The following is a 14,197-nucleotide window of genomic DNA, read 5'->3' on the forward strand; positions in this document are numbered from 1 at the left end:
TTCGGCCGCTTCACCGCGATGATGCGCGAGTGGCGCGAGGGCGAGCGCTAGTGCCACGCCGCGACGATCTCAAGCGCATCCTGGTGATCGGCTCGGGCCCGATCGTGATCGGCCAGGCCTGCGAGTTCGACTATTCGGGGACACAGGCGACCAAAGCGCTGCGCGCCGACGGCTACGAAGTCGTGCTGGTGAACTCGAACCCGGCCACGATCATGACCGACCCCGAGCTGGCCGATCGCACCTACATCGAGCCGCTGGTTCCGGAAGTGCTCGAATCCATCATCGCGCGCGAGAAACCCGACGCGATCCTGCCCACGGTCGGCGGCCAGACCGCGCTCAATCTGGCGCTGGCGCTCCAGCGCCAGGGCGTGCTCGAGAAGCACGGCGTCGAAGTGATCGGCGCGAGCGTCGAGGCGATCCGCATCGCCGAGGCGCGCGACGAGTTCAAGCGCGCCATGATCGAGATCGGGCTCGAGGTGCCGCTCAGCAAGCTGGTGAACGAGGTGGAGCCAGGGCTCGCGTTTGCCGAGGAGCTGGGCTTCCCGGTGGTGCTGCGGCCCTCGTTCACGCTCGGCGGCGCCGGCGGCGGCATTGCCTGGAACGCCGAGGAGTGCGAGACGATCCTGCGCCGCGGCCTCGACCTGTCGCCGACCGGCGAGGTGCTGGTCGAAGAGTCGCTGCTCGGCTGGAAGGAGTACGAGCTGGAAGTGATGCGCGACTCGCGCGACAACGTGGTGGTGATCTGTTCGATCGAGAACTTCGATCCGATGGGGGTTCACACCGGCGATTCGCTCACCGTGGCGCCGGCCCAGACCCTGACCGACCGCGAGTACCAGCGCATGCGCGACGCCGCGGCCGCGATCATGCGGCGCGTGAGCGTGGACACCGGCGGATCGAACGTTCAGTTCGCGGTCAATCCCGAGAACGGCCGGCTGATCGTGATCGAGATGAACCCGCGCGTGTCGCGATCGTCGGCCCTGGCCAGCAAGGCCACCGGCTTTCCGATCGCCAAGATCGCGGCGCGGCTCGCGGTCGGCTACACGCTCGACGAGATCGCCAACGACATCACCCGCAAGACGCCGGCGGCGTTCGAGCCAACGCTCGACTACGTGGTCACCAAGATCCCCAAGTTCGCGTTCGAGAAGTTCCCGGGCGCCGACACCACGCTCGGCACGCAGATGAAGTCGGTGGGTGAGGTGATGGCGATCGGACGCACCTTCAAGGAATCGCTGTTCAAGGCGCTGCGCTCGCTGGAGGCCATGCGGCCGTTCCGGCCCGGCGACATGAGCCGTGAGTCGCTTGAGCGCCTGCTGCGCACGCCCAACGAGAACCGGTTGCACCTCGTGGTCCACGCGTTCGAGCAGGGCTGGAGCGTGGAAGAGTTGAACACGCTCACCGCGATCGACCCGTGGTTCCTGGATCAGGTGCAGCAGTTCGCCGACCTGGCGCACAAGCTGCGCGGGCAGTCGCTCGAACAGATGAGCGACGCGGAACTGCGCCGCGCCAAGCAGTACGGCTTCTCGGATCGCCGGCTCGCCTATCTCACCGCCAGCGACGAGACCCAGGTTCGCGAGAGGCGCCACGCCGCCGGCATTCGCCCGGTGTTCAAGCGGGTCGACACCTGCGCCGCCGAGTTCGAGTCGTTCACGCCCTACCTCTATTCGAGCTACGACCAGGAGGACGAGAGCGATCCGGGCGACACGCGCAAGGTGGTGATCCTCGGCAGCGGGCCCAATCGCATCGGGCAGGGGATCGAGTTCGACTACTGCTGCTGCCACGCCTCGTTCGCGCTGCGCGACGCCGGCGTACAGAGCGTGATGGTCAACTGCAATCCCGAGACCGTCTCCACCGACTACGACACCAGCGATCGCCTCTACTTCGAGCCGCTGACGTTGGAAGACGTGCTCGAGATCGTCGCGAAGGAGCGGCCCGCCGGCGTGATCGTTCAGTTCGGCGGGCAGACCCCGCTCAATCTCACCATGCCGCTCCATCGCGCCGGCGTGCCGATCCTCGGTACGCCGCCCGACTCGGTGGATCTGGCCGAGGATCGCGAGCGCTTCGCCACCTTCCTCGATCGCCACCAGATCGCGCACCCCGAGCATGCCATCGCGCGCTCGCTCCCCGAGGCCGAAGCCGCGGCCAAGTCGCTCGGTTTCCCGCTGCTGGTACGACCCTCGTTCGTGCTCGGCGGTCGCGGCATGGCGGTGGTCTACGACGCTGCCGAGCTGCGCCACTACATGACCGAGGCGCTGGAGCGGGCACCCAGGGGCGCCATCCTGATCGACCGCTTCCTCGAGAACGCGATCGAGGTGGACGTGGATGCACTGGCCGATGGCAAGGAGTGCGTGATCGCCGGCATCATGCAGCACATCGAGGAGGCCGGTGTACACAGCGGCGACTCGAGCTGCGTGCTGCCGGCCTATTCGATCGACGGCGCGCTTCTCGCCCAGATCAAGGACGTGACGCGCACCATGGCGAAGGCGCTGGGCGTGGTCGGCCTGATGAACGTCCAATTCGCGATCGCCGACGGCAAGCTCTATGTGCTCGAGGTGAATCCGCGTGCGTCACGCACGGTGCCCTACGTGGCCAAAGCCACCGGCGTGCCGCTGGCGCGCATCGCCACTCGGCTGATGCTCGGCTCGACGCTGCGCGAGATGGGCATCGAGCGCGACCTCAGCGTCGGCCGCTTTCACGTGAAGGCTCCGGTGTTCCCATTCATCAAGTTCCCGGGTGTCGATCCCAAGCTCTCGCCCGAGATGAAATCCACCGGCGAGGTGATGGGCAGCGCGCTCGATCTGGGCACGGCGTTCTACAAGGCGCAGCTCTCGGCCGGCACGCGGCTGCCGGTCAGCGGCACCGCGTTCGTGAGCGTCAACGAGCGTGACCGCCAGGCGGTGGTGCCGACGGTCAAGCGATTGATCGCGCTGGGATTTCAGGTCGCCGGCACGCGCGGCACCGCCGCCGCCATGCGCGAGGCCGGGCTCGAGATCGAGACGGTCCTCAAGGTGAGCGAGGGCCGGCCCAACATCGTGGACGCCATCAAGAGCGGTGAGATCCAGCTGGTGATCAACACGCCGCTCGGCGGCGCGGCGTTTCGCGACGGCTGGGCGATCCGCACCGCCGCGGTGCAGCACAACGTGCCCTGCATCACCACCCTGCCGGGCGCCGCTGCGGCCGCCGCCGCGATCGAAGCGCGCATGGCCAATCATGCGCTCGACGTCGCGAGTCTTCAGGAGATGCACGCCGAGAAGCAGCCGGCGTAGCGGCCACCGCGCCGGATTCGAGGCCGCGGAAGGAGAGAATATGTCCGAGCATCGCGCCACGATCCGCTGGCAGCAGGCATCCGGGTCCGAGTTCCTGAAGGGCCGCTACTCCCGCGAGCACACCTGGAGCTTCGACGGTGGCGTCACCGTGCCGGCGTCGTCGTCGCCGGCGGCGGTGCGCCCGCCGTTCTCGAATCCCGCCAACGTCGATCCCGAGGAAGCGTTCGTGGCCGCGATCTCGAGCTGCCACATGCTCACGTTCGTGTGGCTCGCGTACCGCGCCGGCCTCGACGTCGTGGCCTACGAGGACGAGGCGGTCGGCCAGATGACGCCGAACGAGCACAAGGTGCCGTGGGTGAGCGCGGTGACGCTGAACCCGAAGATCACCTGGGGCACGACCGGCCCGCCCGACGCCGCGAGCCTCGAGCGGCTGCACCATGAGGCCCACGAGCAGTGCTTCATCGCGCAATCGGTGAAGACCGCGATCAACGTGGCGGGGGTCGCGGCGATTCACCAGGACGGACCTGGCGAATCGCGGTGACTCGATGTTCGCGCGGGGTCGTTCTCTGGCCAGGCTCCCGGGTTACCTCCTCGGGCGCTTGAAATACGCGTCCCACTCCGCCAGCGCCGGCTTCGCGGCCAGCGACACGTCCACCAGCCCGAGATAAGCGAACGGCGCCACCGACGGCGGGAACGAGGTGAGGTCCAGATCGGTGAACGTGATCTGGAACCACGCCAGGACGCCTGCGTCCTGGAGCATCTGCCCCTCGCGGACGATGTAGCGCCGCTGCATGTCGGGTGAAGTCACGGTGCTGCTCACGGTGGTGGACGACCAGCCGCCCTCGATCTTGAGCAGCGGGATCGGCGCGCCCAGGGTGAGTCGCGTGTAGTAGTCGCTCGGCAGGCTGTCGGGATCGGCGAAGCCGGCGAGATAGGGATACGACGAGAGCCCGAGCGCATCCTCGAACGCGAAGTCGGTTCGATCCTGGACGATGCCGGCGAAGCTCGAGTCGGGCACCAGCCGGCCCCACGCCACCTCGACCTGCACGGTGGTGAACAGCTTGACGTTCGGGTCCACCGCGCGGATCGCGCTGGCGGCGCTCGCCGCGTTCTGGACCTCGGCGGCGTAGAGCGGGGGCGGCGCCACGGCGCGCACCAGGTTGGTCTCGGAGCCGACGCTGAAGTAGTCGGGACGGACGATGGTGTCGAGCGCCACCGCGTAGGCGCGATACAGGTGCTGGATCGCCGGCTCGGTCAGGCTGCGGCCCGCGGCCACCAGCGGCGCCGAATCGCTCGAGCGATCGAGGCCGTTGGTGGGATCGAGGCTCACCACGATGCGGAGGCCCTTCGCGCGGTAGTAGTCGCCGAGCCCCTTCTGCTGGCGGATCACGATCGAATCGGCGCGCGTGCCGGCCAGCAGCGAATCCCACGGCGGCTCGTTCAGGATCAGCGCGGCGTCGGCGCGTGGCGTCCAGGCGTCGAGCGTCTGGAGCTGGAGCGAGAAATCGGCCTTGGGCGGGATCGCCGTGAAGCCCATGAAGTAGGAGCGGGTCGGCCCAGGCGCGGTAGGCGAGCTGCTCTTCGCGCAGCCCGCGGCCAGAGCGGCGAACGCGAACAGCGCGGTTCCAAGGGCTCGGGAAGCGGCGAGTCTAGGGCTTGGAATCACGGCGGCTCCTTCGTGGCGCGGCCGGGACATGCCGCTCAGGTCCGCTGCTTCTTCCTCTCGGCGGCGGGGAACAACACGTTGTTGAGGATCAGCCGATAGCCGGGCGAGTGCTTGTAGCGCGAGAGATCGGTGGGCGGATCGCCGACCATGTGTTGGTAGTCCTCGGGATCGTGCCCGCCCAGGAAGGTGAACGTGCCGCGCCCGAAATCGCCGTGCAGATACTTCACCTCGTCGGTGCCTTCGACCTCGGCCAGCACCAGCACGCCGCTCTTGATCAGGCTGCGGCGGAAACCCGTGCTCTGGCCGAGGAATTCCGGCACCGCGGCGACGTGGTCCTGAACCAGCATGCAGGCGACCGGGTCGTTCTTGGCCGAGAAATCGAACAACGTGAATACGCTGTTCGGCCCGCGCAGCGAGGCCTCCTGGGTCATGTCGATGTCCGAGAACTTGTAGATCATCGGATCGGTCTCGAGGCGGAAGTTCTTGAACGCCAGCGTTCGCGAATAGTCGAGCTTCTTCTGCGCAGTAGGATCCACGCCGTCGCCGTCGTAGACGCGATCCACGATGTCCAGGCCCTCGGCCGCCAGCGCAATGTCGTACGTATCGGTGGCCGAGCACATGCCGAACATGAATCCGCCCTTGCCGATGAAGTCCTTGATCGCCACCGCCACCGCGGCCTTGAGCTGGGTCACTTTGGCGAAGCCGAGCTTGTGGGCCATCGCGTTCTGTACCGCTTCCTCTTCGCGATACCAAGGGAAGGTGTGATACGGCCCGTAGAACTTGCCGTGCTGACCGGTGAAGTCTTCGTGATGGAGGTGCAGCCAGTCGTACTTGTACAGCTCACCGCGCAACACTTCCTCGTCCCAGACCGTGGCATAGGGAATCTCTGCGTACTTGAGCGCCAGCGTCACCGCGTCGTCCCAGGGCGGCGTGTTGGGCGGAATGTAGACGGCGACCTTGGGCGCCTTCTCGAGGATGATCGACTCCATGTTGTTGTCGGCGATCTCGGCGCGCATCGAGGCCTCGGCCGCGCCACCCATCGGCTCGATGGTCACGCCGCGCACGTTGGCTTCGCGCTCGATGTCGTCGCCGTCGGGGAGCAGGAACGAGCCGCCGCGATAATTGAGCAGCCATTCGCATTTGGCGCCGTGGGTCAGCACCCAGAACGTGAGCCCGTAGGCGCGCAGGTGATCGGTCTGCTTGTCGTCCATCGGCACCAGCCACTTGGCGGAAGCGGGAGTGGCCGAGAGCGCCAGGCCGGCGGCGGCGCCGAAGCCGATCAGCGCCGTGGACGAGAGCGCGCCCGCGAGCAGGAACGCGATCGGCAAGCCGTCGAGGATCTCGGCGGAGGAACGCTCGCGTTTCCTTGCCAGCTCCGAGCCTTCGCCCCGCTTCACCCCGGGCGCGGGCGAATCCGCGCGCAGGCTGGCCCAGCCCTTCGCCACCCGCCGCTGGATCATGCCGCGCGCGATGCGATAGGTCATCCACGCGATCATCGCGACCATCGCGGTCACGGCCATCGCGATCATCAGGCTGAGGAACCCGGCCACTCGCGAGCCCCGCTGGGGCCGTCGTCCCGGAAATGAAATGATGCGGATCATGTTCCCTTCGATTCAGAAGCGCCGGGTTCGGCGCAGCTCTTCGAGCCTCCGCCGCACCTCGGGCGCGTTCCAGGCCTTGGGGTAGCGGGCCAGACACGCTTCGTACTGCTCGACCGCCTTCGCATCCTCTTTGAGCCGGGTCGTATAGAGATCGCCCGCCCGCTGCCGGGCAAGCGGCGCCAGCCGATCGTCCGGCAGCGAATCGGCCACCATCTGGGCCATCGCCACCGCGCCGCGCGGGTCGCCGAGCGCGTCGCGCTCGTCCACCACGATCATCGCCGCCTGAGCCCACAGCGCTCCGCGCGGCAGGCTCTGCCACAGCGACTCGGCCATCGCCAGTCCGTGCTTCGACGAGCCGCGCCACCGTTCGTACTCCACGCGCCCGAAGGCCGGCAACGCCGACCTGGGACTGGCGTCCTCGAGCAGGTAGATCCGCTCGAGCGCCGCCCCGGTGTGCTCCCCGGCAGGGTTCTCGGACGCCTTCTGGTACCAGACCAGCGCCGAATCGGGCTGCCCGGCGAAGAACAGCGCCTCGGCATACTGGAAGATCTGATCGTCGCTCCCGTGCGGCCCCGGCTTCAAGGCCTCGAGCGCCTTCTCGGGCGGGCCGTCGCGCAGGTCGGCGAGCCCGCGCTCGAGCAGCACGTCGGCGCGCGCCTGCGGGCCGCTCGAGGCGCCGTTCAGCAGCGCGCGCGCGTCGGCGGTGTCGCCGCCCTGGCGGAGCGCTCGCGCCACCTCGACCACCATCGGGCCGCCCCAGCGATCGGCGGGCACGTCCTTCAGCGCCTGATAGAAACGGGGGGCGCCCTCGACCTGCTGGCCGCGCACCGCGAGCAGCGACCAGTAGCGCTGCGCGGCCGTGACGCGATAGCTCGGGTCCTGGGTCGGATCCGCCACCATGTCGAGGAACACTTCGAATGCGCCGCTCGAGTCGCGCGCCGTGCTGCGGATCAACAGGTTCTCGGCGAACGCCCAGCGATTGCGCGGGCCGCGCTCGCCACGATCGAGATCGTGCAGCACCTTGAGCGCCGCGTGCATGTCGCCGCCCATCCATTCGAGCTGCGCCAGCCCGCGCGCGAGATCGGTGCGCTGCGGTTCGCGCTCCAGCGCGCGCCGCACGCCGTCGCGCCCCGCATGAGCGTCGCTCGGCGCCAGGCGCTCCAGTTCGCGCATCGCCCAGTTCTCCTCGACCGGCGCCGCCGCCCACACCTCGGTCACCACCTGGCTCGCTTCGCGCGAGCGATTGAGGTGCTCGTAGGCGTCCACCAGCTCGCGGCCGATCAGCAGCGAGTCACGCTGCGAGCGCCGCTCGGCGCCCAGCTGAACCACCGCGTTCCAGTTGCCGGCCGCCAGCTCGAGCCGCGCGCGCTCGGTGATCACCAGCGGATGGTGCTGGACGTTCGCCGGCAGCGACGCGAGCAGCTTGCGTGCGTCGTCGTACTTTCCGGCGAGGCGCTGCTGCTCGGCGCGGCGCACCACCTCCATCTGCCCGGGGTCGAGCGGCGTCAGGGGGTGCGACGAGGGCGTGCTGGGGGTTCCCGGCACCTCGAGGATCAGCGGCCGGCCAGGGTCGAACGGCTGCGGGGCGCGCTGGGGCTGGGCGGCTGCCGAGCCCGCCAACAGGAGCACGAGCGCCGCGAGCACTGCGGCCCGCCCGCGAATCACTGGGAGCGTCCGTTCAGCGCGCGCAGGTAGCTCTCGACGAAGGTCCGGTACTGCGCCGGATAGCGATCGGCGTCGGCTTTCAACAGGTCGAGGCGCAGCCGGTCGTTCTCGCGCAGCAGATCGGCGGGGAGCGGCGCGGGCGAAGAGCGCGCCAGATCCTCTCCAGGCCGCGACTCGCGCTGCGGCTCGTAGTCGCGACGATTCACCGAGCGCTGGGCGTCGAGCAGCTTGGACAGGATGTGCTGCTGCTTCTGCTGGATCTCATCGTCGGTGTGCCCGTCGCGCAACGCCTCCTCGACCTCTTTCATCTCCTGCTGGGTCTGGTCGAGGCGTCCGAGCAGCTTGGGCTCCTCGGGACGAGATTCGTCCTGCTCCTTGGCGATCTGCTCGAGCTGTTCGCGAAGACGCTGCTGTTCCTGAGCGATCCGCTGCAGCTCCTGGCTGTTGCCCATCGACTGCTCCATCTGCTGCGAGAGCCGGCGCGCCACGCCCTGCGTCTCCTGATTGAGGCGCGACTGATCCTGGCTCATCTGTCCCATGCGCTGCGCCATCGAGCCGCCCTGCGAGTTGGGCTTGCCCTGGGACTGGCCCGGCTTCTGGCACATGGACTGTTCCGTGCGCCGCAGTTCGAGCACCGCCTGATTGAGCGCCGTGCTTCCTTCCTGTCCCTGCTGCTCGCCGCGCTCGCGGTTGCCGGTGTCGAGCTCGCGCCCCGATTGCGACAGGCTCTCCATCGCGTGACCGAGCGCTTCGTGCAGGCGCGGGCTGATGAAGGGGGTGTGCTCGGCCAGCGCGCTCAGCGAGTCGGCGACCCTCGCGGTGCCGTCGGCCAGGTCGGTCTGGCGATCGGCGCGCTGCGAGGCGGGATCGTTGGAATCGAGATTCTCCTGGGTCGCGCGCTGCAGCGAAACCAGATCCTGCGCCGCGCGCCGCACCGCGGCCAGGTCCACCTGCTGCTGTTGCTGCTGATGGTTCTGCGCCATCTGCTGCAGCTTGCTCGCGGCGCGCTTGATGCTCTGGCTCGCCTGCTGGCCGGACTGGCTGGCCTTGGATTTCTGGTTCTCACCGGCCTGCTCGGAGGCATCCTGCTGCTCGGGCGCCGCGTTCTGCTCCAGCTCCTGCGCGGCCTCGTCGGCCTGCTGCTGCTCCTGCTGCGAGTCGAGCTGCTGGCTCAGCTGCTTGGTGTCCTGGGCGAGCTGCTTGCTGTCGTCGGCGGCCTGACTCTGGCGCTGGGCGAGGTCGCGATTCTCGGCGTCGCGTTTGGCGGCGTCGGGATTCGAGGGCGACTGGTGCTCCTGATTCAGCGCGTCCTGCTTCTGGGCCAGCTCGTCGGCGCGCCGGGCGAGTGATTCGATCTGTTCCTCCTGGCGGAGGTTCTTGAGCAGCTCGATGGTGCGCTCGAGGTTGGCCAGCATTTCCTTGTTCTGATCGCGCCATTCGGGAAGCTGCTGCTCCATCGCGCGGCGATCCATGCGCTCGAGAGCGTCCTGCATCTTGCGCAGCGCTTCCTTGAACTCGGGCGACTGGATCTGCTTCATGAGATCGGCCAGCTCCTGCATCTTGCGCTGCAGCTCGTCGTGGAACGCGTCGCGCTCGTTGGCCTGCTCGAGACTCTGCTTGAGGTCGCTCAGTGCCTGATTCATCTGCTGGTTGATCTCCTGCTGGCGCTCGAGCGCGCTCTTCATGTCCTGGCTGCGCTCGTAGGCCGGCGAGCTCTGGGCGCCCGGCTTCGGCGCCTGACGCTCCATGCGCTCGAGGTTCTTCTGCAGCTCGCGCGTCTGGTCCGCCAGCTTCTCGAGCGATTGCTGCACGCCGGCGTGCGTCTCCTCGATGCTCTTGTAAACCTCGCTCAGCGAGGGGAAGCGCAGCTCGAACACCTGGCTCAGCGCCAGGCCGCGTCCCGAGATCGCGTTGTTGTCGTAGGCGGCGAAGCGGAACGACGCGCTCTCGCCGGGCAGCAGCCCGAGCCCCGAGGCGTCCCAGCGCGAGCGGACCTCGCCCTCGCGCGGCTGGCCGGCGAAGCGCGCGAGCGGCACGTCGGCCCAGGGCCTGTCGGCTTCCTTGCGGAACTGGAGCTTGAGCTCGGTGAGGCCGAGGTCGTCCTGAGCCAGCACGTCGAGCGGCACCTGCTGCCCGGCGGGCAGATCCACGTCGCGCTCGGGCACGCGCACCGTGATCACCGGCGGCGCGTCGGCGAGCGGCGCGATGCGATAGCGATAGGAAGCGGCACCGCTCGGGGCGCTCGCGGCCAGCTCGTAGACGCCCTCCTCGCGCACCGGCACCTCGCCGCGCCATCGTCGCGGGCTGAGCGCCCGGAACTCGAGCGGAACGTTGCCGTGGTCGAGACGCGCGGTGAGCGCGGTCAGGTCGCGATCGAAGGTGACCTCGACCACCGCGCGCGAGCCGCGCAGCGCCTCGAGATCGCCGCGGGTCGCGGCGCCCCGTTGAACCGGAAGTCGCGCATAGGCCGGCGGGCGCACCTCGATCTCGAAGCCCACCGGTTGCGGTTCGCCGGCCAGATCGATCAAGTAGATCGGACTTCGCACGTTGCCGGCTTCGACGCGGTAGCGGCTCGGGCGGGTGAGCTGCGCCAGCTCGAAGCGCCAGCGCCGGGCGCCGTCGTGATCGGTGCCCTCGGCCTCGGCGGAGGGCGACTCGCCGGCGTCGCGCGAGAGCTTCGGCGCGTGCGCGGTGCCCCACACGCGCGCCCGCACCACCAGCGAAGCGCCCGGCGTGATGCGGACCGAGCCCGGTTCGACCGCGAGCCGAATCGGCGGAGCGGCGAGCGAGGGCTGCCACAGCGAATTCCACGACAGGAGCGTGCGCTGCGGACTCGCCCAGGTCGCGAGCAGCAGCACCAGCAGCGAGCCGCCGGCGGTGAGCAGCGGGAGGCGCGGCGCGATCGCCGGGCGCAGGCTCCGGATCGGCACCGTGGCCAGGCGGCGCACGGTCTCCGCTCGCAGCGCGGAGGCCAGCTCGGCCGAGGTGCCGGCCGGAGGATGTCGCTCGAGGTCGAGCGCATTCCGGAGCCACGAGCGGACCTCGGGGAAGCGCGACTCCACGCGCTCGAGGAAGCCGTCGAGGCTCTCGGACGAGCGCGCGGTGGCGAGCGCTGCCCAGGCCAGGGAGGCCAGCGCCACCAGCGCGAAAACGCCGAGGCGCATCGCCGCCGAGACCGGCGACAAGGGGAGCAGCAGGCCCGCGAGCACCAGCAGGACCACGGCCACCGCGATGGCCGCGGCGCCGCGCAGCGCGAATCGCAGCGCCCGGCGGCGTGCGTGATCGGCGTGAGGGCGGGAGAGACCCGAGTGGAGCGAGTTCAGGGGCGCGCGTGTGCTCATGTCGTGTACGAGGCGGCCCGCTGCCGGAACCGAGTCAGTGCGTCATCGCGTACTGGACGATGTTGATGCCCGTGCGGATCGACGCTTCGTGCTTCTCCGGCGGATCGTGATGGACTTCCTCGTCCTCCAGGCCATCTCCAATGTCGGTGTCGAACGTATAGAATACGACCAGCCTTCCGTTCGCGACAATCCCGAAGCCTCGCGCCGGGCCGCCGTCGTGCTCGTGTATCTTGGGCAATCCGCCGGGAAAGTCGTAAAGCCCGTGAAAAATGGGATGGTCGAAGGGGAGTTCGACGATCGGATTGTCCGGAAACACACGTTTCATCTCGCGCCGGAACGACGGGTCGATCCCGAAGTCGTCGTCCACCCACAGGAAGCCCCCCGACAGCAGCCACTTCCTCACGTTTTCGACCTCGTCGGGCGTGAACTTCATGTTGCCGTGCCCGCAGGCGAACACGAACGGGTACTGGAAGAGGTTCGCGGAACCCGGCTCGACCACCGCCTCTCGATCGCCCGCCACCGGGATGGTGGTGCGTTCCTTGAGGGCGCGCATCAGGTTTGGGAGCGAAGTGCGGTCCTCGTACCAGTCGCCACCCCCGCCGTACTTGAGGCGGGCGACGCCGAAGGCGTTGGCGCCGGCGGGAGTGGCGTCGGCTCGGGCCGCGGCAGGCCCGAGGGGGTCGAGGAGCGGGCCCGGGGTGGGGGCGAACAGGGAAACGAACAACGCGAGGAGCACCGCCCGGCCGCCGGGGTGGCGCGCTCCACCCGGGTGCGACGTTCGCGGCCGATCGCGAACCAGGTCCGCGTTCATGACGACTCTATTCCTCTCGCGCGGCCACCGCACGATGCGCGGGCCCACCCTGACGTCGAAGCGAGCGCGCGGCTACTGGGCCCCCGGACTCACGAATACGGCCCCGCGGGAGAACATATCGTAGATGCCGCTCCCGAATATGAAGAAATAGTCCCGCGAATCCTGGATCCTGAGCAAGTCGGACGTCTGCAGAATCGTCGGCCCCGTGGTCATCCCGATCAGCTGCCCCTGCGCGTTGACCGCGGCAATTCTGACGTAGTAGACCTGGCCGAGATGCGGAGTCCGGTAGGTGTAAATGGTCGCGCTGGGATCGCCGAACTTGTAGGTCATGAAGCTGGCCGCCGAGGCCGGGAGCGAACCGAAGAACACGTCACGCGACTTGATCGGCGAGAGGATCTGCGGCTGACCGGTGTAAATGCGCTCGTTCAGGTCCACGAGATTGGTCAGATACTGGAAGACGCTGATCCAGTAGGTCGAAGCTCCCGGAATCGTCAGCCACTGCATGGTGAAAGTGGACTCCGGAGGCGCCGGAGGCCCGGAAATCGGGGTGACGGTCCCGTTACGGTTCGCCGTGTAGACGATCTCGGCGATGGAATTGGTGAGCGGCTGGCTGGGATTGGAGAGCGGCGAGCTGCTGCCCGCGATCCCGCCGATCAGTCCGCGCGCGAAGTAGCTGGCGCCGCTCAAGCGCCCGGCGTCGGGGTCGGTGAAGAAGTAGGTCTCGGCGAGCTTGTCGAGGAAGCGCTTCTGGACCGGCACCGGAAAATCCAGGAACTGGTAGACCCCGCCGCTCGAGGTGGTGCGGAACATCTGCATGCCTTCCGCGGAAGTCTGATTGATGATCGTGCCGCGAATCGTCGAAGGCGTGTACTGCTGGACGTACCGGATCTGGGGCGCGCCGGTATCGGGGTCGAGCACGATCGAGTCGGCGTTGGTGGAGTCGGGAACGAAGTCGGGAACACCGATGCGGCCGCGATCCTTGACGGTGATGACGGCATTGGGCAGGTCGAAGTTGGTGATCAGCTGGAGGCGGGGCGAACGGGTTCCCTCCGGCATGGTGTAGCTCGGATCCACCGCAGTCTTCTTGGAACAGCTCGCCAGCACGGCGGCCACCGCCAATGCGGCCGCGAGCGTGGTGATGCGCGGCATGACGTTCCTTTCCCCGGTCATTCCGCCTGAATGCCCTTGCGACGATCCAGCGCGATCCAGCTGTCGAGCGCGAGGGCGCTGGCCACGTACACCGACGAGTAGGTGCCGAACACCGTGCCGACCAGCATGGCGAACGAGAAGTCCCGCAGCACCTCGCCGCCGAAGATGAACAGGGCAAGCGCGCTGAGGAACACGGTGAACGCGGTGATGATGGTCCGCGACAGCGTCTCGTTGACCGCGATGTCCATGACGCGCGAGTGCTTCTCCTTGCGGAGAGCCTTCGAGCGCTCCCGGATACGGTCGAAGACCACGATGGTGTCGTTGATCGAGTAGCCGGCGATGGTGAGCAGGGCCGCGAGCACCGTGAGCGAGACCTCCCGGTGGGTGAAGCACAGCATGCCCAGCGTCACGAACACGTCGTGGAACAAGGCGACCACGGCGCCGAACGCATACTTGAACTCATAGCGGATGCCGACGTAAAGGAGAATGACGCCCAGGCTGCACAGCACCGCCCAGACCGCCTTTTGCCTCAGCTCGCCGCCCACCTTGGGCCCGACGTGCTCGGTGCGCCGCAGCTCGACCTGAATGCCCGGGTGCGCCTTCTGGATCGCCGCCGAGATCTCGCCGAACAGGTCGCGCTGCCCCGGCTCCTCCTTCATGCGCAGCAGAAACTCGTTCCGGTTCTCGCCGGTCATCTGCTG

At 68.3% G+C, this 14,197-nt stretch carries 9 protein-coding genes; 2 read left to right on the plus strand and 7 right to left on the minus strand.

The annotated features are described in order from the left end of the window. Positions 1-50: 50 nt before the first annotated feature. Positions 51-3,263: a carbamoyl-phosphate synthase large subunit gene (carB, locus tag VMJ70_15215; protein HTO92480.1), complete on the plus strand. Its 3,213-nt coding sequence runs from the start codon at positions 51-53 to the stop codon at positions 3,261-3,263. Between the two features lie 40 nt (positions 3,264-3,303). Next, complete coding sequence (locus VMJ70_15220) at positions 3,304-3,804, plus strand: OsmC family protein (GenBank protein HTO92481.1); 501 nt, start codon at positions 3,304-3,306, stop codon at positions 3,802-3,804. A 42-nt stretch (positions 3,805-3,846) separates the two neighbouring features. On the opposite strand, the gene VMJ70_15225 is transcribed toward VMJ70_15220, so the two are convergent. The 7 genes from VMJ70_15225 to secF form a co-directional block, all read right to left on the minus strand. Further along, positions 3,847-4,929, minus strand: coding sequence for a hypothetical protein (locus tag VMJ70_15225; protein ID HTO92482.1), 1,083 nt, complete (start codon positions 4,927-4,929; stop codon positions 3,847-3,849). Between the two features lie 35 nt (positions 4,930-4,964). Then, a complete protein-coding gene (locus VMJ70_15230) occupies positions 4,965-6,530 on the minus strand; it encodes a hypothetical protein (protein HTO92483.1) in 1,566 nt (521 codons plus the stop codon). Between the two features lie 12 nt (positions 6,531-6,542). Next, complete coding sequence (locus VMJ70_15235; GenBank protein HTO92484.1) at positions 6,543-8,174, minus strand: hypothetical protein; 1,632 nt, start codon at positions 8,172-8,174, stop codon at positions 6,543-6,545. A gap of 17 nt (positions 8,175-8,191) precedes the next feature. Beyond that, positions 8,192-11,536, minus strand: coding sequence for a DUF4175 family protein (locus tag VMJ70_15240; GenBank protein ID HTO92485.1), 3,345 nt, complete (start codon positions 11,534-11,536; stop codon positions 8,192-8,194). A 34-nt stretch (positions 11,537-11,570) separates the two neighbouring features. Further along, complete coding sequence (locus VMJ70_15245; GenBank protein ID HTO92486.1) at positions 11,571-12,347, minus strand: DUF4159 domain-containing protein; 777 nt, start codon at positions 12,345-12,347, stop codon at positions 11,571-11,573. Positions 12,348-12,419: 72 nt separating this feature from the next. Further along, positions 12,420-13,496 carry a hypothetical protein gene (locus VMJ70_15250; protein ID HTO92487.1) on the minus strand — a complete coding sequence of 359 codons (1,077 nt, stop codon included), beginning with the start codon at positions 13,494-13,496 and terminating at the stop codon, positions 12,420-12,422. Positions 13,497-13,513: 17 nt separating this feature from the next. After that, the coding region (gene secF / locus VMJ70_15255; protein ID HTO92488.1) for a protein translocase subunit SecF at positions 13,514-14,197 on the minus strand (684 nt) is incomplete at its 5' end.

Origin of the sequence: Candidatus Sulfotelmatobacter sp., from assembly GCA_035498555.1 — a bacterium.
GTDB lineage: Bacteria > Eisenbacteria > RBG-16-71-46 > RBG-16-71-46 > RBG-16-71-46 > DATKAB01.

Bases quoted from the DNA above. Each gene is read 5' to 3' on its own strand.
- VMJ70_15220 (HTO92481.1), top strand. From the start codon at position 3,304: ATGTCCGAGCATCGCGCCACGATCCGCTGGCAGCAGGCATCCGGGTCC.
- VMJ70_15230 (HTO92483.1), bottom strand. From the start codon at position 6,530: ATGATCCGCATCATTTCATTTCCGGGACGACGGCCCCAGCGGGGCTCG.
- VMJ70_15240 (HTO92485.1), bottom strand. From the start codon at position 11,536: ATGAGCACACGCGCGCCCCTGAACTCGCTCCACTCGGGTCTCTCCCGC.
- VMJ70_15245 (HTO92486.1), bottom strand. From the start codon at position 12,347: ATGAACGCGGACCTGGTTCGCGATCGGCCGCGAACGTCGCACCCGGGT.
- VMJ70_15250 (HTO92487.1), bottom strand. From the start codon at position 13,496: ATGCCGCGCATCACCACGCTCGCGGCCGCATTGGCGGTGGCCGCCGTG.